Annotated in this window: 22 protein-coding genes and 1 pseudogene; 11 read left to right on the top strand and 12 right to left on the bottom strand. The window is 70.3% G+C overall.

Annotation, left to right across the window (positions count from 1 at the left end):
- Window positions 1-43 precede the first annotated feature (43 nt).
- From OG897_RS07780 to OG897_RS07770, 3 genes are read right to left on the bottom strand one after another with little or no spacing between them, the layout of a single operon-like run.
- The gene (locus OG897_RS07780) at window positions 44-1939 is read right to left on the bottom strand and encodes an ABC transporter ATP-binding protein (RefSeq protein WP_266654150.1); all 1896 of its coding nucleotides are present in this window, start codon (window positions 1937-1939) and stop codon (window positions 44-46) included.
- On the bottom strand, window positions 1936-3687 hold the full coding sequence (locus OG897_RS07775; protein ID WP_266654148.1) for an ABC transporter ATP-binding protein: 1752 nt from the start codon (window positions 3685-3687) through the stop codon (window positions 1936-1938). Before OG897_RS07775 ends, OG897_RS07780 begins: the two co-directional genes overlap by 4 nt.
- Before the next feature lie 45 nt (window positions 3688-3732).
- Complete coding sequence (locus tag OG897_RS07770) at window positions 3733-4335, bottom strand: NADPH-dependent FMN reductase (RefSeq protein ID WP_266654146.1); 603 nt, start codon at window positions 4333-4335, stop codon at window positions 3733-3735.
- A 169-nt stretch (window positions 4336-4504) separates the two neighbouring features.
- Between OG897_RS07770 and OG897_RS07765 the strand changes: the two genes are divergently transcribed.
- From OG897_RS07765 to OG897_RS07755, 3 genes and pseudogenes are all read left to right on the top strand, one after another.
- Window positions 4505-5293 (top strand): aminotransferase class IV, encoded by a 789-nt coding sequence (locus OG897_RS07765; protein WP_266654144.1) that lies wholly within the window; start codon window positions 4505-4507, stop codon window positions 5291-5293.
- Between the two features lie 318 nt (window positions 5294-5611).
- Entirely contained in the window at window positions 5612-6370 is a 759-nt protein-coding gene (locus OG897_RS07760; protein ID WP_266654142.1) for a hypothetical protein, read from the top strand.
- Window positions 6371-6731: 361 nt separating this feature from the next.
- Window positions 6732-7328, top strand: a pseudogene (locus OG897_RS07755) (class F sortase); the annotation flags it as partial.
- Between the two features lie 55 nt (window positions 7329-7383).
- Here OG897_RS07755 and OG897_RS07750 read toward each other — a convergent pair.
- The gene (locus tag OG897_RS07750) at window positions 7384-8166 is read right to left on the bottom strand and encodes a TSUP family transporter (protein WP_266654140.1); all 783 of its coding nucleotides are present in this window, start codon (window positions 8164-8166) and stop codon (window positions 7384-7386) included.
- A 142-nt stretch (window positions 8167-8308) separates the two neighbouring features.
- Between OG897_RS07750 and OG897_RS07745 the strand changes: the two genes are divergently transcribed.
- A complete protein-coding gene (locus OG897_RS07745; RefSeq protein WP_266654138.1) occupies window positions 8309-8629 on the top strand; it encodes a putative quinol monooxygenase in 321 nt (106 codons plus the stop codon).
- A gap of 120 nt (window positions 8630-8749) precedes the next feature.
- Here OG897_RS07745 and OG897_RS07740 read toward each other — a convergent pair whose 3' ends face one another.
- The 6 genes from OG897_RS07740 to OG897_RS07715 form a co-directional block, all read right to left on the bottom strand.
- Window positions 8750-9412, bottom strand: a complete 663-nt coding sequence (locus OG897_RS07740; protein ID WP_266656657.1) for a response regulator transcription factor — start codon at window positions 9410-9412, stop codon at window positions 8750-8752.
- A gap of 60 nt (window positions 9413-9472) precedes the next feature.
- Window positions 9473-10720, bottom strand: coding sequence for a sensor histidine kinase (locus OG897_RS07735; RefSeq protein WP_266654136.1), 1248 nt, complete (start codon window positions 10718-10720; stop codon window positions 9473-9475).
- An 8-nt stretch (window positions 10721-10728) separates the two neighbouring features.
- On the bottom strand, window positions 10729-11376 hold the full coding sequence (locus OG897_RS07730; protein ID WP_266654134.1) for a sensor domain-containing protein: 648 nt from the start codon (window positions 11374-11376) through the stop codon (window positions 10729-10731).
- Between the two features lie 137 nt (window positions 11377-11513).
- Window positions 11514-11735, bottom strand: coding sequence for a hypothetical protein (locus OG897_RS07725; RefSeq protein ID WP_266654132.1), 222 nt, complete (start codon window positions 11733-11735; stop codon window positions 11514-11516).
- Window positions 11732-11935 (bottom strand): hypothetical protein, encoded by a 204-nt coding sequence (locus OG897_RS07720; protein WP_266654130.1) that lies wholly within the window; start codon window positions 11933-11935, stop codon window positions 11732-11734. Before OG897_RS07720 ends, OG897_RS07725 begins: the two co-directional genes overlap by 4 nt.
- On the bottom strand, window positions 11926-12180 hold the full coding sequence (locus OG897_RS07715; RefSeq protein ID WP_266654128.1) for a hypothetical protein: 255 nt from the start codon (window positions 12178-12180) through the stop codon (window positions 11926-11928). The genes OG897_RS07720 and OG897_RS07715 overlap by 10 nt, the downstream gene beginning before the upstream one ends.
- Before the next feature lie 151 nt (window positions 12181-12331).
- Here OG897_RS07715 and OG897_RS07710 point away from each other — a divergent pair, with 151 nt between their 5' ends.
- The 7 genes from OG897_RS07710 (at window position 12332) to OG897_RS07680 (ending at window position 18536) form a co-directional block, all read left to right on the top strand.
- The gene (locus tag OG897_RS07710) at window positions 12332-13183 is read left to right on the top strand and encodes a helix-turn-helix transcriptional regulator (protein WP_266654126.1); all 852 of its coding nucleotides are present in this window, start codon (window positions 12332-12334) and stop codon (window positions 13181-13183) included.
- Complete coding sequence (locus tag OG897_RS07705) at window positions 13159-13374, top strand: DUF397 domain-containing protein (RefSeq protein ID WP_266654124.1); 216 nt, start codon at window positions 13159-13161, stop codon at window positions 13372-13374. Before OG897_RS07710 ends, OG897_RS07705 begins: the two co-directional genes overlap by 25 nt.
- 22 nt (window positions 13375-13396) lie before the next feature.
- Window positions 13397-13612, top strand: coding sequence for a DUF397 domain-containing protein (locus OG897_RS07700; RefSeq protein ID WP_266654122.1), 216 nt, complete (start codon window positions 13397-13399; stop codon window positions 13610-13612).
- Between the two features lie 228 nt (window positions 13613-13840).
- Window positions 13841-15019, top strand: coding sequence for an FAD-dependent monooxygenase (locus OG897_RS07695; protein WP_266654120.1), 1179 nt, complete (start codon window positions 13841-13843; stop codon window positions 15017-15019).
- A 146-nt stretch (window positions 15020-15165) separates the two neighbouring features.
- A complete protein-coding gene (locus OG897_RS07690; RefSeq protein WP_266654118.1) occupies window positions 15166-16458 on the top strand; it encodes an ABC transporter substrate-binding protein in 1293 nt (430 codons plus the stop codon).
- Window positions 16459-16664: 206 nt separating this feature from the next.
- Entirely contained in the window at window positions 16665-17567 is a 903-nt protein-coding gene (locus OG897_RS07685; RefSeq protein WP_266654116.1) for a carbohydrate ABC transporter permease, read from the top strand.
- 147 nt (window positions 17568-17714) lie between these two features.
- Complete coding sequence (locus OG897_RS07680; RefSeq protein WP_266654114.1) at window positions 17715-18536, top strand: carbohydrate ABC transporter permease; 822 nt, start codon at window positions 17715-17717, stop codon at window positions 18534-18536.
- A gap of 130 nt (window positions 18537-18666) precedes the next feature.
- Here OG897_RS07680 and OG897_RS07675 read toward each other — a convergent pair whose 3' ends face one another.
- Entirely contained in the window at window positions 18667-19641 is a 975-nt protein-coding gene (locus tag OG897_RS07675; protein ID WP_266656655.1) for a helix-turn-helix domain-containing protein, read from the bottom strand.
- A 653-nt stretch (window positions 19642-20294) separates the two neighbouring features.
- On the bottom strand, window positions 20295-23033 hold the full coding sequence (gene ppdK / locus OG897_RS07670; RefSeq protein ID WP_266654112.1) for a pyruvate, phosphate dikinase: 2739 nt from the start codon (window positions 23031-23033) through the stop codon (window positions 20295-20297).
- Window positions 23034-23405: the final 372 nt, after the last annotated feature.

Here is a 23405-nt window from a genome sequence, read left to right as displayed (position 1 = left end):
CCCGTGAGGTCCCGGCCCACCCCTCCTCGTACCGTACGCATTCCTAGGCCGCGGCGGCGAACTGCGACGCGTAGAGCCGGGCGTACGCCCCGTCCGCCGCGAGGAGTTCGTCGTGCGTGCCCTGTTCGACGATGCGGCCCGCCTCCATCACCAGGATCACGTCCGCGTCGCGGATGGTGGAGAGCCGGTGGGCGATGACGAACGAGGTCCGGCCCCGGCGCAGGGAGTTCATGGCCCGCTGGATGAGGACCTCGGTGCGGGTGTCGACGGAGCTGGTGGCCTCGTCGAGGACCAGGATCGAGGGCTCGGTGAGGAAGGCGCGGGCGATGGTGATGAGCTGCTTCTCGCCCGCGCTGAGGTTGCCCGCCTCCTCGTCGACGACCGTGTCGTAGCCGTCGGGGAGGGTGCGGATGAAGCGGTCGGCGTACGTCGCCATGGCCGCCTCGACGACCCGCTCGCGGGAGGTCTCGCCCTCCACCCCGTACGCGATGTTGTCGGCGATGGTCCCGCCGAAGAGCCAGGTGTCCTGGAGGACCATGCCGGTGTGGGCGCGGAGTTCCTCGCGGGGCAGGGTGGCGATGTCGGTGCCGTCGAGGGTGATGCGGCCGCCGGTGACCTCGTAGAACCGCATGAGGAGGTTGACGAGGGTGGTCTTGCCCGCGCCGGTCGGGCCGACGATCGCGACGGTCTGGCCGGGGTCGACGGTGAGGGTGAGGTCCTCGATGAGGGGCTTGTCCGGCTCGTACCGGAAGGCGACCTTCTCGAAGGTGACGCGTCCCCTGGCCCGCTCGGTGCTGCCGCTGTGCGGGGGTTCGGCGGACTCCTCCTCGGCGTCGAGCAGGTCGAAGACGCGCTCGGCGGAGGCCACCCCGGACTGGAGGAGGTTGGCCATGGCGGCGATCTGGGTGACCGGGCCGTTGAATTCGTACGAGTACTGGACGAATGCCTGGATCTCGCCGATGGTCAGGGTGCCGGAGGCGACGCGCAGGCCGCCGACGACGGCGATCAGGACGTAGTTGAGGTTGCCGATGAAGGACATCGCGGGCTGGATGACGCCGGAGATGAACTGGGCCTTGAAGCTCGCCTCGTAGAGCTCGTCGCCGAGGGCGTCGAAGGTGGCGATCGCCTGCTTCCTGCGGCCGAAGACCTTCACCAGGGAGTGCCCGGTGTACATCTCCTCGATGTGCCCGTTGAGCTTGCCGGTGACCGCCCACTGCTTGACGAACTGGGGCTGGGCGCGGCGGCCGATCAGGTACGCCCCGTACACGGACAGCGGGACGGTGGCGAGGGTGACCAACGCCATCAGGGGCGAGATCCAGAACATCATCACGAGGACGCCGACGAGGGTGAGCAGGGCGCGCACCATCTGTCCGGATGCCTGCTGGGTGGTCTGGACGACGTTGTCGATGTCGTTGGTGGTGCGGGAGAGGACCTCGCCGCGCGGCTGGCGGTCGAAGTAGGAGAGGGGCAGGCGGGCGAGCTTGGTCTCGGCGCGTTCGCGGAGCCGGAAGCCGAGGCGCTGGACGACGACCATGGCGATCCGCACCTGGATCCAGGTGAACAGGGCCCCGCCGACGGTGAGTACGAGGGCGAGGAGGAGGACCCGGGCGACGGCGTCGAAGTCGATGCCCGCTTCGCTCTTCGCCCCGCTCACCACGAGGTCGGTGGCCTCGCCGAGGATCTTCGGGGACAGCACGGCGAGGGTGACGGCGAGGACGCCGGAGGTGAGGACGGCCGCCACGAGGTGCTTCTCGGGGCCGAGCATGCGCAGCAGGCGCAGGCCCGAGCGGCGGAAGTCGAGGGAGCGTTCCAGCGGCGGGGGGCCGACGACTCCGGGACCGCGCTGCGGGGGCGGGCCCTTGCGCTCGGGGACCTTTCCGGTGGGGGCCTGCCCCGTGGGGATCTTCCCGGTGGGGGCCTCCTCCTGGGTGGTGCTCATGCGGCTTCCTCCTCGGTGAGCTGGGAGAGGACGATCTCCCGGTAGGTCTGGTTGTCCCGCATGAGCGACGTGTGGGTGCCGGTGCCGACGACGCGGCCCTCGTCGAGGACGACGATGGAGTCGGCGTCGCGGATGGTGGAGACGCGTTGGGCGACGATGACGACGGTGGCCTCGGCGGTCTCGGCGGCCAGGGCGCGGCGCAGGGCCGCGTCGGTGGCGTAGTCGAGGGCGGAGAAGGAGTCGTCGAAGAGGTAGATGCCGGGGCGGGTGACCAACGCCCGTGCGATGGACAGGCGTTGGCGCTGTCCGCCGGAGAGGTTGGTGCCGCCCTGGGCGACGGGGGCGTCGAGTCCCTCGCCAGGTCCTCCGCCGAGGGACTCGACGAAGTCGCGGGCCTGGGCGACGCCGAGGGCGTGCCAGAGGTCGGCGTCGGTGGCGTCGGGGTTTCCGTACCGGAGGTTGGAGGCGACGGTGCCGGAGAAGAGGTACGGCTTCTGGGGGACGAGGCCGACGGTGCGGGACAGGAGGTCGGGGTCGATGTCGCGGACGTTCGCGCCGCCGACCACCACCTCGCCGCCCGTGGCGTCGAAGAGGCGCGGGATCAGGTGGAGGAGGGTGGTCTTGCCGCTGCCGGTGGAGCCGATGATCGCGGTGGTGCGGCCGGGGCGGGCGGTGAGGGACACCCCGCGCAGGACGGGCTCCTCGGCGCCCGGATAGCTGAAGTCGGCGTCGCGCAGAGCGAGTTGGCCGCGTCCGAAGAGTTCACGGACGGGAGTGGTGGGCGGTACGACGCTCGGCTCGGTGTCCAGGACCTCACGGATGCGTTCCGCGCTGACCTCGGCGCGCGGCACCTGCATCATCAGGAACGCGGTCATCATCACCGCCATCAGGATCTGCATCAGATACCCGAGGAAGGCGATCAGCGAGCCGACCTGCAACGACCCGGAGTCGATGCGCTGACCGCCGGCCCAGATGACGGCGATGGTGGCGAGTTCCCACACGATGAGGATGGACGGCATCAGCAGGGCCATCAGTCGGCCACTGCGCAGCGCCATCTGCATGAGCTCGGTGTTGGCCCGGGCGTACCGGTCCTGCTCGTGCTGGTCGCGGACGAAGGCGCGGACGACCCGGATGCCGGTGATCTGTTCGCGCATCATGCGGTTGACGCGGTCGATGCGCTCCTGCATGCGCCGGAAGAGGACGGGCATGCGGTGGACGATCGTGCCGACGACCCCGCCGAGGACGGGCACGAAGACGAGCATCAGCAGGGCGAGCGGCACGTCCTGGCTCAGCGCCATCACGATGCCGCCGAGGCACATCAGCGGGGCGGCGACCAGCATGGTCAGCAGCAGGACGGTCAGCATCTGGACCTGCTGCACGTCATTGGTCGTCCGGGTGATGAGCGACGACGCCCCGAACTGCCCGACTTCCCTTACGGAGAAGTCCTGTACGCGGGAGAAGACCGCGGAGCGCAGGTCGCGCCCGATCCCCATGGCGACCCGTGCCCCGAACCAGACGGCCGCCGCGGCGGCGGCCACCTGGACGACGGTCACGGCGATCATGCGCCCGCCGGAGGACAGGACGTATCCGGTGTCACCGGTGAGAACACCCTTGTTGATGACGTCGGCGTTGAGGGTGGGCAGGTAGAGGGTCGCGGCGATCTGGGCGAGCTGGAGCGCCACGACAAGGGCGAGGGTACGGCGGTAGGGGTGCAGGCGGGGGCGGAGCAGGCCGAGGAGTGCGCGCATGGCGGATACCGGTCCTCAAAGTCGTCGGGCGGTCGTCAGGCAGCCTCAGGCCGAGAAGGGGCGCACGGTCTTGGCGTCGCGCAGGGCGTGGGCCCACCAGCTCAGCTTGTCCAGGAGGGCCTTGGCGGCGGTGTTGGCGCTCTCGGGGTCGAGGTGCTGCCCGTCGGCGTCGAACTGGCCCCACGGCCCGTGGAAGGAAACGGTGTCGCGCAGGGTCACGGCGTGCAGCTCGGCGAAGACCTGCCGCAGGTGCTCGACGGAGCGCAGTCCGCCGGAGAGGCCGCCGTACGAGACGAAGCCGACGGGCTTGGCGTGCCATTCGGGGCCGTGCCAGTCGATGAGGTTCTTCAGCCCGGCCGGGTAGGAGTGGTTGTACTCGGGGGTGAGGACGACGAAGGCGTCGGCGGCGGCCAACCTGCCGCTCACCTTGCCGAGTTCGGCCTTGACCGCGTCGGAGGGGTTGAAGGAGAGAGCGGTCGGCAGCTCGGCCTCGGCGACGTCGACGACGTCCACTTCGAAGCCGCCGAAGTCCTCGGTACGGGAAAGGAACCAGTCGCGGATGACGGGTGCGAAGCGGCCCTCACGGTTGCTGCCGACGATGACGGCGACGCGGAGGGGAGCGGGTGCGGAGGCGTTGTTGATGTCCATGCCGAGAAGGTTCGTACGTCAAGCACACTTGAGGTCAAGCACAGTTCAGACTTCTTGGGGCGCGGGCCCAAACCCGCCGGAGGCGGGCCGGGGGCCCGGGGGCGGAGCCCCTGGGCAGTGACCCCAGCCCCCACCCACCCGCACAGAACCCCCCGCATACCGTGGTCGCATGACCACCCTGCACGCAGAGCTCGACGGCCACATCCCCACCCCCGCGGAACTCAACGACCTCCTCCCCCAACTCATGGGCGGATACGGCCACTTCACCGCCGCCCAGGTCCGCGACACCCGCATCCAGGGCCTCGACCTCCACCTCTCCCGCCTGGACGCCGCCTCCCGCGAGCTCTTCGGCACCCCCCTCGACGGCGACCGCATCCGCACCCTGATCCGCCAGGCCCTCACCCGGTCGGGCCACCGCGACGCCTCCCTCCGCGTGTACGGCTACGGCTGGCAGGGCACCCTCTCCACCGTCGTCACGGTCCGCCCGCCCGCCACGCCCCCCGAGCACCCGGTGAGCCTGCGCCCGGTCCCGTACGTCCGCCCCTTCCCCCAGGTGAAGCACCTCGGCGGCTTCGCCCAGACCCACTACACGCTCCTGGCCGAGCAGGAGGGCTACGACAGCGCCCTCCTGACCGGCCCCGACGGGACGATCTCCGAGGGCGCCGTCACCAACATCGGTTTCTGGGACGGGACTTCGGTCGTCTGGCCGAACGCACCCGCCCTCCAGGGCACCGTCCAGTCCCTCCTGGAACGGCACCTCCCCGACCCCGGCGGCCTGCCCTCGGCCCGTCGGCACCTCACCCTGGACGGCCTCGGCCCGTACCGCGCGGCCTTCGTCACCAACTCGCAGGGCATCGCGGCGGTGCACCGCATCGGCGACACGGACTTCCCCGTCGACGAGGACCTGATGAAGACGCTGGGCGCGGTGTACGCGGCGGCGCCCTGGGACGAGGTCTGAGGGGCACGAGGTCTGAGGGGCACGAGGTCTGAGGGGCACGAGGTCTGAGGGGCACGCCCGGAACACCCCCCGACCCCGCACGGGCCCCGGCATCACCCATTCGGTCCGGCACCCGCCCCGGCCCGCACGCCGGTCCCCGTAACCCCCGTTGACCTGGCAGAACACACTGGCGTACGGGTGACAGGGCACGCGCCCCACCACCCGCCCCGGCCGGTTCTCGGGAGGCGGTCCGGGGGGCGTACCGCTTATCTCGGAGCAGTGGAGCAGTCCGCGCAGCAGCAGGAAGCACGAGAGGTACGCCCCCGAAGGAGCCCCGCCATGCCCCGCAGCACCGCCCGCCCCCGCAGCGCCCGGCCGACGACCGGCGCCGCGCTGGCCGCACTGGCCGTCGCGGGGCTCGCGCTGGGTACGGGAGGGGTGGCGCGGGCGGACGTTCCCGAGCCTGTGGAGGACGTGGTGTCCTCGACGGTGCAGGACGTGCCCTCGGTCCAGGACCCGCTGTCCGATGCCGGGGCACTGCCGGATGCCGACGTGCCCTGGCCCGAGGCAGACGCAGTCGCCGCCGCCGACGCCCCGCTCCCCGGCCACCTCTCGATCACCCCGGAGCACATCGCCCCCGGCACCACCGTCGTCGTCCACACCACCGCCTGCGGCCCGGACGACAAGGGCACAGGCAACGCCTCCTCGCTCGGCGTCGGCGACTTCGCCCTGGGCGGCGGCGACAGCCAGCAGGCCCTGGCGGGCGAGTTCACGGTGCCCGCCGCCACGACCCCGGGGACGTACGGAATCAGCGTCTCCTGCGCCGACGGCAAGAGGTCGGCGAGGGGCGACGTCGTGGTGAGGGCGGCGTCGGACACGGCCACGATCCCGAGCGCGACCCCCAGCCACACACCCAGCCACACGCCCAGCGCCCCTCACCCCACCCCCACCACCCCCACCGGTCATGTCCGTACCGGAGTCGGCGGCAGTGTCTCTGCCCTCGACACCCCCCAGATCGCGGCGGGGTCGGCCATCTTGGCCGCGTCCGCCGTGGGCGGCACCTGGCTGCTGCGCCGCCGGGCGAGCGGCTCGCGCTAGCAGCCGTGCGGCCTGTGCGGGAGCACAAGCCGCGACGGTCGTTGCCACCGTCCCGCGTCCCCGCCCATCACCATGAGTCCCGGGCGGGGGCGGGGGACGCAGCCACCCGTACGCGAGGGGAGGAGGGAGAAGAGCCGTGCCAACGACTCCCGGGATGCCGGACGTCCCCCGGCGGAAGCTCCGCGCCCCGAAACTCCGCGTACCGAGGCTCCACGTACCGAAACTCCGCGCCCCGAAGCTCCGTACGCCGGAGGCCCCTACGCCGAAGACGGCAACGCCGAGGCTCCCCCGCCGCCCCTCCCTCCCGCCCGAAATCGCCCCCGCCGACTCCGCCCGGTTCCGCACCCACTGCGCCGTCCTCGTGCTCGCCGTCCTCACCGGTGCGTGGCTGATCCAGGGCGGCACCTCCGCGTCCACGGCACCGCCGCAGCCGTCCGCAGCCGAGGCGTTCGCCCCGGGGCGGGCCGACCGGGCGGGCGACAGGGCGGGCGCGGTGGCCCCGCTCCCCGCCTCCGAGCCCGTACGGCTGCGCATCCCGCAGATCCGGGTGGACACACCGGTGATGCGCCTGGGCCTGGACGCGGCGGGCGGCCTCGACGTACCGCCGGAGGGGAATCCGAACATCGCGGGCTGGTACCGGGACGGCACCCCGCCCGGCACCCCCGGGACCGCCGTCGTCGCAGGTCACGTGGACAACGCCGAAGGACCGGCGGTCTTCTACCACCTGGGTTCGCTGCGCAAGGGCCACACCGTCGAGGTGCTGCGCAGGGACGGCCGCACCGCCGTCTTCACGATCGACGCGATCGAGGTGTACGACGCCGCCGACTTCCCCGACAGCAAGGTGTACGGGAAGGCCGCGCGGCCCGAGCTGCGGGTGATCACCTGCGGCGGCGGCTTCGTCGAGGGCAAGGGCTACCGGGGCAACGTGGTGGTCTTCGCGCACCTCACGGGCGTACGGGCCATCACCAGGAGCACCCCGCCCACCGACGAAGCCGTCCCGCCCGCCGACGACCTCACGCCACCCACTGGTCGTACGCCAGCTTCGCGACCAGCGTGAAGACCACGACCAGCAGCACGACCCGGACGAACCCGCTGCCCTTCTTCAGCGCGGTGCGCGCCCCGATCAGACCCCCGGTGAGGTTGAACGCGGCCAGCAGCAGGGCGAGTTGCCACAGCACGTACCCCTGGAGCGCGAAGGTGACGAGCGCGCCCGCGTTCGTGCACACGTTGACGATCTTCGCGGTGGCGGAGGCGTTGACCATGTCGAAGTGCAGGATCGCGGTCAGCGCGAGGACCAGGAACGTCCCGGTGCCGGGGCCGAACAGCCCGTCGTAGAAGCCGATGCCGCAGCCCGCGAGGAGGATCGCGGCGAGGATGCGCTGCTTGGTGGCGGGGCCGGTCGCGGGGGCCGTGCCGAAGGCGGGGCGGAAGATGACGAACGCGCCGACGCACACCAGCACCACCATGATCATGGGCCGCAGGACGGCGTCGCTGATCCCGGCGGCGAAGAGCGCTCCGGTCATCGAGCCCGCGAGGGCGGCGATCCCGACCTTCAGCGCGATCTTCACGTCGATCGGGGCCTTGCGGACGTACGTGATGGCCGCGCCCGTCGTGCCGACGATGGCGACCGCCTTGTTGGTGCCGAGCGCGAAGGTGCCCGCCATGCCCGGGGGCAGCCCCATGACCAGGGCGGGGAGCAGGAGCAGCCCGCCGCCGCCCACCACCGCGTCCACCCATCCGGCCATGGCGGCGGCGACGCAGAGGAGCAGGACTGCGGTGATCGAGATGTCGGGCATGAGCACGACAGTACGGAGCGCACACCCCCTGGGCCACTTACTTCCCGGAAACTTGAGCGAATTCTGAGGTCGCCACCCGCATCCGGTCGGGGGCGGGCGGAGCGGCCAGTTCCTGTTACGGGCGCGGCCCTAGAATGGCCCAATGATCTTTATTGTCGTGAAGTTCCCCGTAAAGCCCGAGTACGCCGAGTCCTGGACGGAGCACGTGGCGGCGTTCACGAACGCCACCCGCGCCGAGCCGGGCAACCTCTGGTTCGACTGGTCGCGCAGTGTCGAGGACCCGAACGAGTACGTCCTGGTGGAGGCGTTCCAGGACGACGCCGCCGAGGCACACGTGAACTCGGACCACTTCCGCGCGGGCCTGGAGACCATGCGCCCGCTGCTGCGCCGTACGCCGGAGATCGTCAGCACGAGCATCGCCGGGGCGACGGGGTGGAGCGAGATGGGCGAGCTCCAGCTCTAGGAGCGATCCGGGTGCGGTCCGGCTTCGGGTGCGGTTCAGGCCGGGGGCGCTGCCCCCGGACCCCCGCTCCTCAATCGCCGGAGGGGCTGAGATCGTCAAACGCCGGAGGGGCTGAGATCGTCAAACGCCGGACGGGCTGGAATCGTCCAGGTACCTGAGGACTGCCAGCACCCTTCGGTGGCCCCCCTCCCCCACCGCGAGCCCCAGTTTGGCGAAGATGTTCGCCACGTGCTTCTCCACCGCCCGCTCGGAGACCACGAACCGCTCCGCGATCGACTGGTTCGTCAGCCCCTGCGCCATCAGCCCGAGCACCTCCCGTTCCCTCGGCGTCAGCGCGTCCAGGGCCGAGCCCCGGCGGCTCGCGCCGAAGAGCTGCGCGACCACCTCCGGGTCCAGGGCGGTCCCGCCCGCCGCGACCCTCCCGAGCGCGTCCACGAACTCTCCGATGTCCACGACCCGCTCCTTGAGCAGGTAGCCGACACCCCCGCCCCCGCCCCCCAGCAGCTGCGCCGCGTACTTCGTCTCCACGTACTGCGAGAAGATCAGCACCCCGGTGCCGGGCCAGGTCCGCCGGATCTCCACCGCCGCCCGCAGCCCCTCGTCCGTCTGTGTCGGCGGCATCCGCACGTCGACGACCGCCGCGTCCGGCCCGTGCTCGGCCACCGCAGCCAGCAGCGCGTCCGCGTCGCCCACCGCAGCGACCACCTCCACGCCCCGCATCCCCAGAAGCTGCGCGAGCCCGTCCCGCAGCAGTACGGAATCCTCGGCGATGACGACCCGCAGCGGCGGCGCGGGCGCGGGAACAGGCACGGACATGACGGAGTGGACTCCCTCTGGAGATCTCTAGCGGTACGGCAGCACGACGCGCACCACCGTAGGCCCGCCCGCCGGACTGTCGCACTCCAGCGTCCCGTCGACCGCCCCGACCCGCCCGAGCAGCCCCCTCAGCCCGCTCCCGGCCCCTACGATCGCCCCACCGCGCCCGTCGTCCCGTACGACCACGCTCAACACCCCTCCCCCGCCCACCACTTCGACGTCCACCGCGTCCGCCCCACTGTGCTTGGCCGCGTTGGCGAGCAGCTCGGCCACGCAGAAATAGGCGATGGCCTCGATCGCCGGGGACGGCCGCTCGCCGACCCCCACCCGCACCTCCACCCGCATCGGGCTGTCCGCCGCCAGGGTGGCCAGCGCGACGTCCAGCCCCTGGTCCAGTACTGGCGGATGGATCCCCTTGACCAGGTTCCGCAGATCGGCGACGGCCTGCTTGGCGTTCCCCTGCGCGGTCTCGACCACGGCCAGCACCTGCTCGCTCGAAGCCCCTGCCGCCACCAGTTCCCGGATCATCGTGAGGTGCATGCCGAGCCCGACGAGGCGGGCCTGCGTCCCGTCGTGCAGGTCGCGTTCGATGCGCCGCAGGGTGGCGGCGGCGTCCTCGACGGCCTGGGCACGGGTCTCCTCCAGGGTGCGGATGCGCCGGTCGGCGGCCCCCGGCCCGAGGAGGGCGCGCAGGACCTTCTCGTACGGCAGGAGGGCCAGCCGTACGAGACGGGGTGCGACGGCGATCATCAGCGCACCGGCCGCCACCACGGCGAGCCACCTCGGCCAGGTGTCCATCTGGGTACCGAACCAACTCAGCGAGACGTGCTGTTCGCTGCCGTCGGGGGCCAGGACCGTGGTGTAGTTCACGTGCCGGAGCAGCGGGTGCAGGAGGAACAGCGCCCCGTACACGTACCCGTTGAAGGCGACCACCAGGCCCGGCAGCGCGAGCACCGGGGCCAGGCACACCCAGCCGACCGCCCGCCAGGACCGCTGGTCGGCGAGTACGGCCCGCCGCCAGCCGAACGGCCCGGGAGCAGCGGCCTGAGCGGCCGGAACCTCGACCTTCACCCCCAACAGACTCTGCGCCAGGGCCCGTTGTACGGAAGCCAGACCGCTCGCCCCGCGCAGGGTCGCGGCGATCAGCCAGGGCCCCAGGGCGGTGACGGACAGCGCCGCCCCCGCCAGCAGCCCGACGAGTACGAGGAGCGCGCCCACGAGGGCCAGGGGCGGGGCGAGGAAGGAGTGGAGGAGGGCCTTGAGATGACGTCGCACGGCGTCCACTAAAGCTGATGGATGATCGGTACCGACAACAGTCCGCACACCGCGACGACCCCGAGCGCGAGCCCGAGCACCCTCCCGCGCCCGCGCCGGTCCCGCCCGAGCAGCCCGGCGGCGAGCCTCGTCTGGAGCGCGGCGAACCCCTTGGCGACCCATGGTGTGACCAGCAGGAACCCCACCGCTCCCGCGCCGTGCACCGCCCAGGCCCCGGCCATGGTGGGTCCGCCCCACGCACCCGTGGGGTCGCTGTCAGGACGCAGCGGGTACCCCAGGTTGATGACCACGACGAACCAGAAGAAGTACGTCGCCACGACGGCGACCAGACTCAACGGCACCCCGGCCAGGGCGTACACCACCGCGAGCACCCCGCCCCGCTCCCGCGCCTCGAACTCGGCACCCAACAGCCTGTGCTGCAAGCCGAGTTGGAACCGCCCGACGGGTCCGCCCACGAGTGCGAGCGGCACACACAGCACCGCCACGGGCGGCGCGAGCAGCAGGTACAGCGTCCGCCGCCAGGTCTCCCCCCGGAACGGCTCCCGCAGGATCCCCCGCCACCCCCGCCACCCCCGCCACCCGGGCCCCTCGCGCCCCTCCGGCACGGTCCCGGCGAACTCCCCTTGCCGCTGCGCGGCCACACCGATGTCGTCCATGCCTCAAGGCTGCCGAGACCGAACCCCCCGCACGATCGTGCCAGCACGGAACCCGGGGGTGGGGTAAACCGAACCACCGCTCCCGCGATCTCCGCAACCACCACGCGCACGGACCGCCTGATCCACCAGGGTCATCGTCATCCGCCCACCTGTAGCGCGCACTGGTCCCTGCGCCGCACGTCCGCGTGCACCATGTGCCGCAGCTCGGCCATGCACGTCTCGCAGCCGTACATGTGGCCCGTCGCGTCGGTGACGTGGACGGGGCCGATCCACAGGACCGGAACCCCCTCGCGTCGGCAGTAGAGCCAACAGAGGCCCTCCACCCAGTTGTTGCCGTCGCCGACGTGCGGAGTGCTCATGTCAGCCTCACGTCGTCCGGGGACACCGTCCACTCGACGCCGCCGCCCTCGGGCCGCAGAAACGCCGTAGGGCGCTTACGGCGCCTGCCGGGAGGATCGCCGGGGTCCGCGTAGTCCGGGATCACGTCGCACAGGATGCCGATACGCCCCTGCGCGTCCTCGACGCGCTTCCCGATGTCCGCCGCCGTGATCACGTCCACCCGCCCCCGACCTCCCGAGGGTCGAACATCCGGGCGTTGGCGACCCTGACACCCGCGCTCAGCCGTTCCTCCACCGTGACCGGACGGACGCGGCCGGGTTCCGCCTGCCACGACTGCCCGCCGCCGATGGGTCCGAGAAGGACGTACGCGGCCGTGATCTCCTCGACCTTGCCGACCTCGCCCGTGATCTCGTCTATGGCGTACCCGCCAACCGCCGCAGCGGGAATGCCTGTCCGGTCTGCCATGGCCGTCGCTCCGTACGTATCTTCGAGTCCAACTCCGTTCTGTGGACCCGTGGTTACGAGCATGTACGGCGGGGGAGGCTCGGGAACCTGTGGCTCCGAAACGGCCCACGGGTCCGGACAGTTGCCCCACAAACCCCACAGAGGAGCTTCGATGCCGCTACGACGGCCGGTGTCCGGCCGTAGCCAGTCACCGCGAGCCCGCTATGCGCAAGAGCTGGTGTTCCTTCGCAAGCAGAAGGGCGTTTCCCTGCGCGCCCTGGGCGACGCCGTGCGCAGCGATCACAGCCACTTGGGGCACATGGAGCACGGAACCAGCCTGGGGGGCCCGGAACTTGCCCAGGAACTGGACCGGTACTACGGCACGACACATCTCGCGGTCCTGTGGGAACTGGCCATGCGGGACCCGACGCAGTTCCGTGAGCGATACCGGCGTTACATGATGCTGGAGGCGGAGGCGACGGGGCTTCAGAAGTACGCCCTGAGCGTCGTCCCCGGACTGCTCCAGACTCCGGCGTACGCGCGTGACCTGCTCAGGGCAGCCGGGCGGATGGATGAGGAGGCGTTGGCCCGGAACGTCGCAGCGCGGATGGGGCGGCAGGAACTCCTCAGCCGCGACGATCAACCACAGTTCAGGGCTCTCCTCGACGAGTCGGTCCTGCGCCGCCCGCTGGCGGACCCGGCGGAGTGGCGCGCGCAGTTGGCCCATCTGATCCACATGGGGGACGAGTTCCCCAACGTCACCGTCCAAGTGGTCCTGTCCTCCGTCGGTCTGCACGGGCTGACCAACACGGACACCATGTTCCTGTGGCTGCCGGACGGCCGTACCGTGGCCTACGTAGAGACCGGCTACTCCGGTGATTTGGTGGAGGAGACCAGGGACGTGGACCGGTTGCGCAAGGCATACGATCACCTTCGTGATGTCGCACTGTCCCCGCGCGAGTCACGCGAGTTGATCACTCAGTACATGGAGGAGTCCCCATGCGAGCCCCCCGAGTCGACGTGAGCGCCGCACAGTGGCGCAAGTCCAGCTACAGCAACCAGGACGGGGGCGAGTGCGTCGAGGTCGCCGACAACTTCCCCACCGCCGTCCCGGTCCGCGACTCCAAGGACCCCCAAGCCCCGGCACTCGTCTTCGAGTCGGCCGTATGGACGTCCTTCGTCGCCGCCGTCAAAGGCGGAGATCTCTCCATCTGAGCCCCGCGAGCGAGGAGTCCCCATGCGAGCCCCCCGAGTCGACGTGAGCGCCGCACAGTGGCGCAAGTCCAGCTACAGCAACCAGGACGGGGGCGCCTGTGTCGAGGTCGCCGACAACTTCCCCGCCGCCGTCCCGGTCCGCGACTCCAAGGACCCCCACGGCCCGGCACTCGTCTTCGAGTCGGCCGTATGGACGTCCTTCGTCGCCGCCGTCAAAGGCGGGGAACTCCCCGCCTGAACCTCACCAGCAGCCCCAGGTGACCGGCCCTCGCCAAGCGGCGGGGGCCGTCTCCATGAGCATCTCCGTGAACATCTCCATGAGCGAGCAGCGGGCCCCCCTTTGCCCGATGCGGAGCCGGACTTGAGCGTTCCTATACGTGAAACTTGAGCGTTCCCATACGTGAAAGGGATGGACACCGTCGACACTTGACGCCGATCTTCCCGCCCCCTCCGAAAGGGAACTCCCTTGTCCAGCACCCCGTACGCCCCGCGCATCCTCGTCTCCGGCGCCAGCATCGCCGGTTCCGCCCTCACCTACTGGCTGAAGCGGTACGGCTTCCGGGTCACCGTCGTCGAGCTGACGCCCGGCTTCCGCCCCGGCGGCCAGTCCATCGACGTGCGCGGGTCCGCCCTGAAGGTCCTGGAGCGGATGGGCGCCCTAGAGACGACGCGCGCGAGACGGGTCCGTATGCAGGGCATGTCGGTGGTGAACCCCGACGGCGAGGAGCTGTTCCGCTCCACCGAGCAGACGCTGAGCGGCGGCGAACTGGCCAGCCCGGACATCGAGATACTCCGCGACGACCTGTCCTCGGTCTTCGTCGAGGCGACCGCCGCCGTCGAAGGACCCGAGGTGGAGTACCTCTTCGACGACTCCATCGACACCCTCACCCAGGACGCCACCGGCGTCCACGTCACCTTCAGGAACAGACCGGAGCCCCGCACCTTCGACCTCGTCCTCGCCGCCGACGGCCTGCACTCGTCCACCCGCGCCCTGGCGTTCGGACCGGAGTCGGACTTCGTCACCCACATGGGGACGGTCCTCGCCGTGTGGTCCGCACCCAACTTCCTCGACCTCGACGAGTGGCAGATCGCCTTCCACGCGGACGGCTTCGACTGTGGCGGCCTGGTGACGTCCGTACGCGAGAACAAGGAGTTGCGCGTCTACCTCGGCTTCGAGCACGACCCCGACTTCTCCTACGACTACCGCGACATAAACGCCCAGAAGCAGCTGATGGCCGACCAGTTCAAGGACGGGGGCTGGGTCTTCCCGACCCTGCTGGACCACATGTGGCAGGCCGACGACTTCCACCTGGACTCGATGGCCCAGGTGAAGATGGACTCCTGGTCGAACGGCCGGGTCGCCCTGGTCGGCGACGCGGGCTACTGCGGCTCACCCCTGTCCGGGCAGGGCGCCAGCATGGCGATCGTCGGCGCGTACGTCCTCGCGGGCGAGCTGAAGGCGGCGCAGGGAGACCACGCCTCGGCCTTCGCGGCGTACGAGAGCGAGCTGCGCGGCTTCGTCACCGCGAGCCAGGAGCTGGCGTACATCAACAAGGCGCGGGGCAAGGCACAGCAGACGGGTGAGGCGTTCGAAGGACCCGAGATGTCCGTGGTGGCCAACGCGTACGGGGTGAAGGACTACTGAGCGGAGCGCCGTCCCGCAGGACGACACAGCGCCGCAACACGCTGGCCGTAATCCCCACGCATGGTTGATCGTTGGGCCATCCGCCTGCACGATGGCCCGGTCCGACGGCCAACCACTGGGCGACCACATCACTGGGGGAACACGTCATGTCGATCAGCCGCCGCAATCTCCTCGTCGCCGGTTCCGGCCTCGCCCTCACAGGAGCCCTGACCGGAGCCCTGACCGCCTGTGGCTCCAACACCGGCCGTGGGGAGGGAAGTTCGGGAGGCGGCGGAGATGCGGGAGGCCCCGGCCTCGCCCAGTGGTACCACCAGTACGGCGAGCCCGGCACCGAGCAGGCGGTGCGCCGCTACGCGGCCGCGTACAAGAAGACCAAGGTCACCGTCCAGTGGCGACCCGGCAACTACGACCAGCAGACCGCCGCAGCCCTCCTCACCTCCGACGGCCCCGACGTGTTCGAGGTCAACGGGCCCACCCTGGACCAGATCCAGGGCGGCCAGGTCGTCGACCTCACCGACCTCTTCGACGGCGTGAAGGACGACTTCAACCAGGCCGTCCTCGCCCCGAAGACGTACGAGGGGAAGATCTGGTCCGTCCCCCAGGTCGTCGACATGCAGCTCCTCTTCTACCGCAAGAGCCTCCTCAAGGCGGCGAATGTCGCACCCCCGCAGACCCTCGACGAACTCGTCGACGCGGCAAGGAAGTTGACCGACAAGAAGACCAAGGGGCTCTTCCTCGGCAACGACGGCGGCGCGGGTTCCCTCGGCGGCACCCCGCTCTACGCCGCCGGGCTCTCCCTCGTCACCGACGACGGCAAGGTCGGCTTCGACGACCCGGCCGCCGCCCGCGCGCTCGGCAAGCTGCGCCAGCTGTACGCCGACAAGTCGCTGCTGCTCGGCGCGCCCACGGACTGGTCCGACCCGTCCGCCTTCATCCAGGGCCTGACGGCGATGCAGTGGTCGGGCCTGTGGGCGCTGCCCGCCGTGCAGAAGGCCCTGGGCGACGACTTCGGCGTCCTGCCCTTCCCGAAGGACGGGGCAAGCGGGAAACCCTCGGTGCCGGTCGGGGCGTACGGGGCGGCGGTCAACGCCCGCAGCAAGCAGAAGGCCGCCGCGAAGGACTACATCAAGTGGCTCTGGATCGAACAGGCAGCCTTCCAGAGCGACTTCGCACTCTCCTACGGCTTCCACATCCCGGCCAGGACCTCCCTCGCCAAGAAGGCGGACAAGCTGAAAGAGGGCGCGGCGGCGGACGCGGTGAAGTACGCCACCGAGAACGCCTACGCCCAGCCCCTCCTGTGGACCCCCGCATCGGCGACCGCGTACCAGGACGCGCTGAGCCGCGTCATCAAGGACGGCGCGAACCCGGACACCGAGCTGAAGAAGGTGGTCCGCAGGACGAACGAGGAGCTGGAGCGCGTGAAGAAGAAGTCCCGGTGAGCGAGCGCCTGCCGGGGAAGCCCCCGGGTGGGCCTCCGGGTGGGGCCCCGGCGAAGCGGCCCCTGCGGAGGCCCCGGCTGGGGACCTCACAGGGACCCCGCCGGGGAACCTGGCCGGGGACCTCACAGGAACCCCAGCGGGGAACCTGGCTGGGAACCCTGCGGGAGACCTCGCGGGGAGCCCTGCGGGGGACCTCGCGGGGAGCCTTGCTGGGGACCCAGAACCGCACGCTCTGGTTCTGGGTCTTCGTCGGCCCGTTCGCGATCGGCCTCGGCCTCTTCACGTACGTACCGCTGCTCTGGAGCCTCTACCTCAGCTTCTTCGACGCCCACAACACGGTCTCGCCCACGGACTTCGTCGGCCTCGGCAACTACGGGGCGATGCTGCGCGACGAGGCGTTCACCGACAGCCTCACCACCTTCGTCCTCTTCACCGCCTTCATCGTCCCGGCGACGTACACCCTGTCCCTCGCCCTCGCGCTGATGGTGAACCGCCTCCGCCTCTTCCAGGCGTTCTTCCGCTCGGTCTTCTTCCTCCCGGCGGCCTGCTCGTACGTGGTCGCCGCCCTGATCTGGAAGATGTCGATCTTCAACGGGGTGCGCTTCGGCCTGGCGAACACGGTCCTGGGCTGGTTCGGCGCCGACCAGACCGCCTGGCTCTCGACCACCTCGCCCCCCTGGTACTGGCTGGTCATCGTGACCGTACGGCTCTGGCTCCAGGCGGGCTTCTACATGATCCTCTTCCTGGCCGGGCTGCAACGCATCTCCCCCACCCTCTACGAGGCGGCGGCCGTCGACGGAGCCCGCCCCGGCTGGCAGGTCTTCCGCAACATCACCTTCCCGCTGCTGCGCGCCACCTCCGTGGCCGTCGTCCTCCTCCTCGTCATCAACGCCTTCCAGGCGTTCGACGAGTTCTACAACCTGCTCTCGGACTCCCGCGGCTACCCGCCGTACGCGCGCCCGCCCCTCGTCTACCTCTACTACACGGCCCTCGGCCAGGGGCAGGACCTGGGCCTGGGCAGTGCGGGCGCGATCATCCTGGCGCTGATCATCGCCATCGTGACGATCTTCCAGGCCCGCTTCTTCGGCCTCGGCAAGAAGGAGGACTGAGCCCCCATGCCCAACCCTCACGACACGGGCAACACGAATGGCCCTCACGGCGCAGACGCAACGCAGGACACGGGCAACACGGATGGCGCGCGCAACACGAGCGGCACCTCCGGCACGCACAGCGCGGGAGGCACGGACGATGCTCTCGTGCGCGTGGGACGCGCCCTGCGGGCAGTCCTCCTCGTCGCGCTCGCCCTTCTCTTCCTCGTCCCCTTCTACCTCCTGGTCCGCAACGGCCTCTCCACGGACGCCGAGATCACCTCCCCCGACTGGACGTTCTTCCCCTCCACCCTCCAGTGGGGCAACGTCACCGAACTCTTCTCCGACACCTCCATCCCCTTCGCCCGCACCCTCCTCAACTCGGCCCTCATCGCCGTCGCCACCACCCTGGGCACGCTCCTCCTGGCCGCCCTCGCCGGTTACGGCCTGGCCCGCATCCCGTACCGCCACTCCAACAAGGTGTTCTACGCGATCCTCGGCACGCTCATGGTCCCGGCGGCGGTCACCTTCGTCCCGAGCTTCGTGCTCGTCTCCTCGCTCGGCTGGATCTCCACTCTCCGGGGCCTGATCATCCCGACCCTCTTCTCCGCCTTCGCCTGCTTCGTCTTCCGCCAGTACTTCCTGGGCTTCCCGCGCGAACTGGAGGACGCGGCACGCGTGGACGGGCTCGGATACTGGCGCACCTTCTGGCAGATCGTCGTACCGAACTCGCGCCCGGTGTTCGCGGCAGTCGGCACGATCGTCTTCATCGGCGCCTGGAACGCGTTCCTCTGGCCCCTGGTCATCGGCCAGGACCAAACCTCCTGGACCGTCCAGGTCGCCCTCTCCACCCTGAACACGGCCCAGACGGTCAACCTCCACGAACTCTTCGTCGCGGCCGCGGTCTCGATCCTCCCCCTCCTGCTGGTCTTCCTCTTCTTCCAGCGCTGGATCGTCGCAGGCGTGGAACGCTCCGGAATCGACGACTAGGTCGACGACGAGGAGGGGGCGGGGGCGGGGAGGGGCCAGAACCCGCCAAAGGCGGGCCGGGGGCCCGGGGGCGGAGCCCCCGGCATGAACAGCAACCACCCACCCGACCCGCGCGAAAGGCCCCCGCCCCCTACGGGTACACCGCTCCGCCCCTCAACAACGCCACCCCCAACGGCGTCAACGAATGCAGCACCGCACTCCCATGCCGCAACGTCACCACCAGCCCCGCCTCCCGCAACACCCCCGCATGCTGACTCGCCGACGCCATCGACACCCCCGCCCGCCGCGCCAGCTCACTCGTCGTGCACCCGTGGTCTATCGCCCTGAGCACCGCCGACCGCGTATGCCCCACCAGCCTCCCCAACGAGGGCCCCTCCCCCCGCCGCACACCCGCCGGAGCATGCGCCACCGGATACACCAGCACAGGCGGCAGCCCCGGGTCGTAGAGCATCACCGGCGCCCCCTGGCAGAAGAACGACGGCTGCAACCTCAGCCCCCTCCCTTCCAGCCACACGTCCCGTTCCACCGGATAGTCCGCCTCCAGCACGGGCGACCGCCACCTCAGCACCGGCGGCAAGGAGGCGAGCAGCGCATCGGCCCCACCATCGAGCAACGCCCGCCCCCGAGCGGCCCGGTCCGCCTCGACCCGGGCATGCACATGCGGCCACACGGGAGCGACGGCAGCCCGGTGGTACCCCACCAACGCGTCCACGAGCCCCCCGAGCTCCACCTCCCCACCCAGCGGTGCCGCCTCCCCGCCGGCCGTCGGCTCCTCCCCCTCCAGCACCGCCAGCTCGGCCCGCACCCGCTCCTCGGGCGTCCCGCGGACCGCCTCCAGCCCCTCCTCCCACCCCGCCGCGCCCTCCTCCGGGGTGAGGAAATCCGGAAAGTACCCGCGCGTCGGTACGACGGACCTCAGCAGCCGCCGCTGCCGCCCGCTGGCCGCCCAGCCCGCCCGGGCCCGGTCACGCCATTCGCCGTACACCCGACCGCCCCGCCGGTCCCGCAGCCGGTGCAGGCTCAGAACCGTCTCCCACAGGGCGTCCGGCCGGGCGGCAAGCCGCACGCGAGCAAGATCCTCCCCCGTGAAGTGGATGCGCAGCACCACCGGTCCAACTCCCCACCCTCGACCGCCGGTTGCACACGCAACCGTCTCGTCAACGAGTATGCACGTCCTCACACCCCGTCACCACGGCCTTTCGGCCACACTTGAAACGCCTCGCGAAAACGGAACCCCAAGCACGAAGCTGGGCGGTGTCGGACACCGACCGCCCCGCATGCCGATGGGGTACGACGAAGGCCGTGGGGGGCTTCGCCGCACTTGACGGCGGCATACGGAGCAGGGGAATTCGGAGTCCGTCCGAGGCGTCTGGGCGCGAGTGGCAGGTGGGGATCTGCGGCTCGCGCCCGGCGCCGCCCGGTGGAGATCACCAGAAGACACCGGAAGTCACCAGAAGCCCTCGGAGAACGCCGGTCAAACCCCCGGCGAACCCCGGACTGCGAAGGTCAGCTTTTCAACTGCCACTTCGCGGGCCTGGACCGACCTTCACGCTCTGATCTCAGAGGGCCACAGCGAGTACCCACCCGTACGTCGACTGCCGCGCACGCCCGCGCACCTCGCCCCCGACGGACGCACGCCGAAGCGGCGGCACTCCCGCACAGGGTGCCGCCGCTTCGTATCGGGCCGAAGCCGTCGCCGGGATTGAGGGTGGGGTTACGACGCCCCGGCGACGGATTCGGTGGTCTCACACGACGGGATCAGCGGCTGTCACTGCCCGTCGCCTGGGCCGCCGCGCGCCCCGCCTCCAGCCGCGCCACCGGAATGCGGAACGGCGAGCAGGACACGTAGTCCAGCCCCACCTCGTGGAAGAAGTGCACCGACTCCGGGTCACCGCCGTGCTCGCCGCACACGCCCAGCTTCAGGTCGGGCCGCGTCTTGCGCCCCGCCTCCACCGCGGAGCGCACCAGCGCGCCGACACCGTCACGGTCGATGGTCTCGAACGGCGACACCCCGAAGATCCCCTTCTCCAGGTACGCCGTGAAGAACGAAGCCTCCACGTCGTCCCGCGAGAAGCCCCACACCGTCTGCGTGAGGTCGTTCGTGCCGAACGAGAAGAACTCCGCCGCCTCGGCGATCTGCCCCGCCGTGATCGCGGCGCGCGGCAGCTCGATCATCGTGCCCAGCGCCAGCTTGAGGTCTATCCCCGTCGCCGCCTGCACCTCGGCGATGACCGCCTCGGCCTCCTCGCGGACGATCTCCAGCTCCTGGACCGTGCCCACCAGCGGAATCATGATCTCCGCCCTCGGGTCGCCCTTCGCGTTGCGCCGCTCGGCGGCCGCCTCCGCGATGGCCCGCACCTGCATGGTGAACAGCCCGGGAATCACCAGGCCCAGACGCACACCGCGCAGCCCCAGCATCGGGTTCTGCTCGTGCAGCCGGTGCACGGCCTGGAGCAGCCGCAGGTCGTTCTCGTTGGCGTCCTTGCGGGACTCCGCGAGCGCGACGCGGACCGACAGCTCGGTGATGTCGGGCAGGAACTCGTGCAGCGGCGGGTCGAGCAGCCGCACCGTGACGGGCAGGCCGTCCATCGCCTCGAAGAGCTCTATGAAGTCCTGCTTCTGAAGCGGCAGCAGCCCCTTCAGCGCCTCTTCGCGCTCGTCGTCGGTGTCCGCCAGGATCAGCCGCTCGACCATCTCGCGACGCTCACCGAGGAACATGTGCTCGGTACGGCACAGGCCGATGCCCTGCGCCCCGAAGCGCCGCGCCCGCAGTGCGTCCTCGGCGTTGTCGGCGTTCGCCCGCACCCGCAGCCTGCGCCGCCGGTCCGCGTACGCCATGATCCGGTGCACGGCCTCGACCAGCTCGTCGGCGTCGTCGGCGCCCGCGTGCATCCGGCCCTCGAAGTACTCGACGACCGGGGAGGGGACCACCGGGACCTCGCCGAGGTAGACCTTGCCGGACGAGCCGTCGATGGAGACGACGTCGCCCTCCTCGACCACGGTGTCGCCGACCGTCAGCCGACGCCGCTTGGTGTCGACCTCGATCTCCTCCGCGCCGCAGACACAGGTCTTGCCCATGCCGCGCGCGACGACCGCCGCGTGCGAGGTCTTGCCGCCACGGCTCGTCAGGATGCCTTCGGCGGCGATCATGCCGTCGAGGTCGTCCGGGTTGGTCTCGCGGCGGATCAGGATGACCTTCTCGCCGGAGCGCGACCACTTGACGGCCGTGTACGAGTCGAAGACCGCCTTGCCGACCGCGGCGCCCGGCGAGGCGGCGATGCCCCGGCCCAGCAGCTGCGTCTTCGCGCTCTCGTCGAAACGGGGGAACATCAGCTGCGCGAGCTGCGCGCCGTTCACGCGCTGGAGCGCCTCGGCCTCGTCGATGAGGCCCTGGTCCACGAGCTGCGTGGCGATGCGGAAGGCCGCACCCGCCGTGCGCTTGCCGACGCGGGTCTGGAGCATCCAGAGCTGGCCGCGCTCGATCGTGAACTCGATGTCGCAGAGGTCCTTGTAGTGGGTCTCCAGCGTCTCCATGATCTGCATGAGCTGGTCGTACGACGCCTTGTCGATCGACTCCAGGTCGGCGAGCGGGACCGTGTTGCGGATGCCCGCGACGACGTCCTCGCCCTGCGCGTTCTGGAGGTAGTCGCCGTACACACCGGCGTGACCGCTGGCCGGGTCGCGGGTGAAGGCGACGCCCGTGCCGGAGTCAGGGCCGAGGTTGCCGAAGACCATCGAGCAGACGTTGACCGCGGTGCCCAGGTCGCCGGGGATGCGCTCCTGGCGGCGGTAGAGCTTCGCGCGGTCGGTGTTCCACGAGTCGAAGACCGCGTTGATCGCGAGGTCCATCTGCTCGCGCGGGTCCTGCGGGAAGTCCCGCCCGGCCTCGTCGGAGACGATCTTCTTGAACTTCTTGACGAGCTTCTTGAGGTCGGCGGCCTCCAGGTCGGTGTCGACCTTGACCTTCTTCGCCGTCTTCGCCTCGTCCAGCGCGTCTTCGAACAGCTCGCCGTCCACGCCGAGGACGGTCTTGCCGAACATCTGGATGAGGCGGCGGTAGGAGTCCCACGCGAAGCGCTCGTCCCCGCCGACCTGCTGGGCGAGGCCGGACACCGACGCGTCGGAGAGGCCGATGTTGAGGACGGTGTCCATCATGCCGGGCATCGAGAACTTCGCGCCGGAGCGGACCGAGACGAGGAGCGGGTTGTCGGCCTGGCCGAGCTTCTTGCCCATCTTCGCCTCAAGGGCGTCCAGGTGGGCGCTGACCTCGTCGCGCAGCTCCTTGGGAGCGTCACCGCTGTCGAGGTAGACCTTGCACGCCTCGGTCGTGATCGTGAACCCCGGAGGCACCGGAAGACCCAGGTTGGTCATCTCGGCGAGGTTGGCGCCCTTGCCACCGAGAAGGTCCTTGAGGTCCTTGTTGCCCTCGGTGAAGTCGTAGACGAACTTCTGCTCGGAAGTCGGCTTCGCTACGTGGGGTTCTTTGTTTTCCGACACGGTCTCGGCTCCTCGAAGACGCGTTGGCTGCCCTGACGGCGAGGAACATACCCAGATCGAAGGTGTCTGGGTACGTCCACTTAACCGTCATACGGCTTTAACCACCCGTCCGCCAGCAGATCGAAAGTGATCCGGCGTGCGCAGGCCAAAGCCTCACGCCTTCAAAGCCTGAACGCATCATTACGGAGTGAGAGCACTCGGCACCAAGTAACAACTCTCCGTGACTCATGATCTCGGAGAATGAAAAAAGAAAGGGTGGCACTGGGTGCCACCCTTTGAAAAATGCAGCCCGCCTTCAGTCGCTCATCTGAGCGACTACACCATCAGGCGTGGCGAGAATCACGCTCCCGCACGCTCATCAGAGCACCCCGA

Origin of the sequence: Streptomyces sp. NBC_00237 (assembly GCF_026342435.1) — a bacterium.
Classification (GTDB): Bacteria; Actinomycetota; Actinomycetes; order Streptomycetales; family Streptomycetaceae; genus Streptomyces.
The sequence above is the reverse complement of the archived record's forward strand: the minus strand, read 5'-3'. Positions and strand labels throughout refer to the sequence as shown.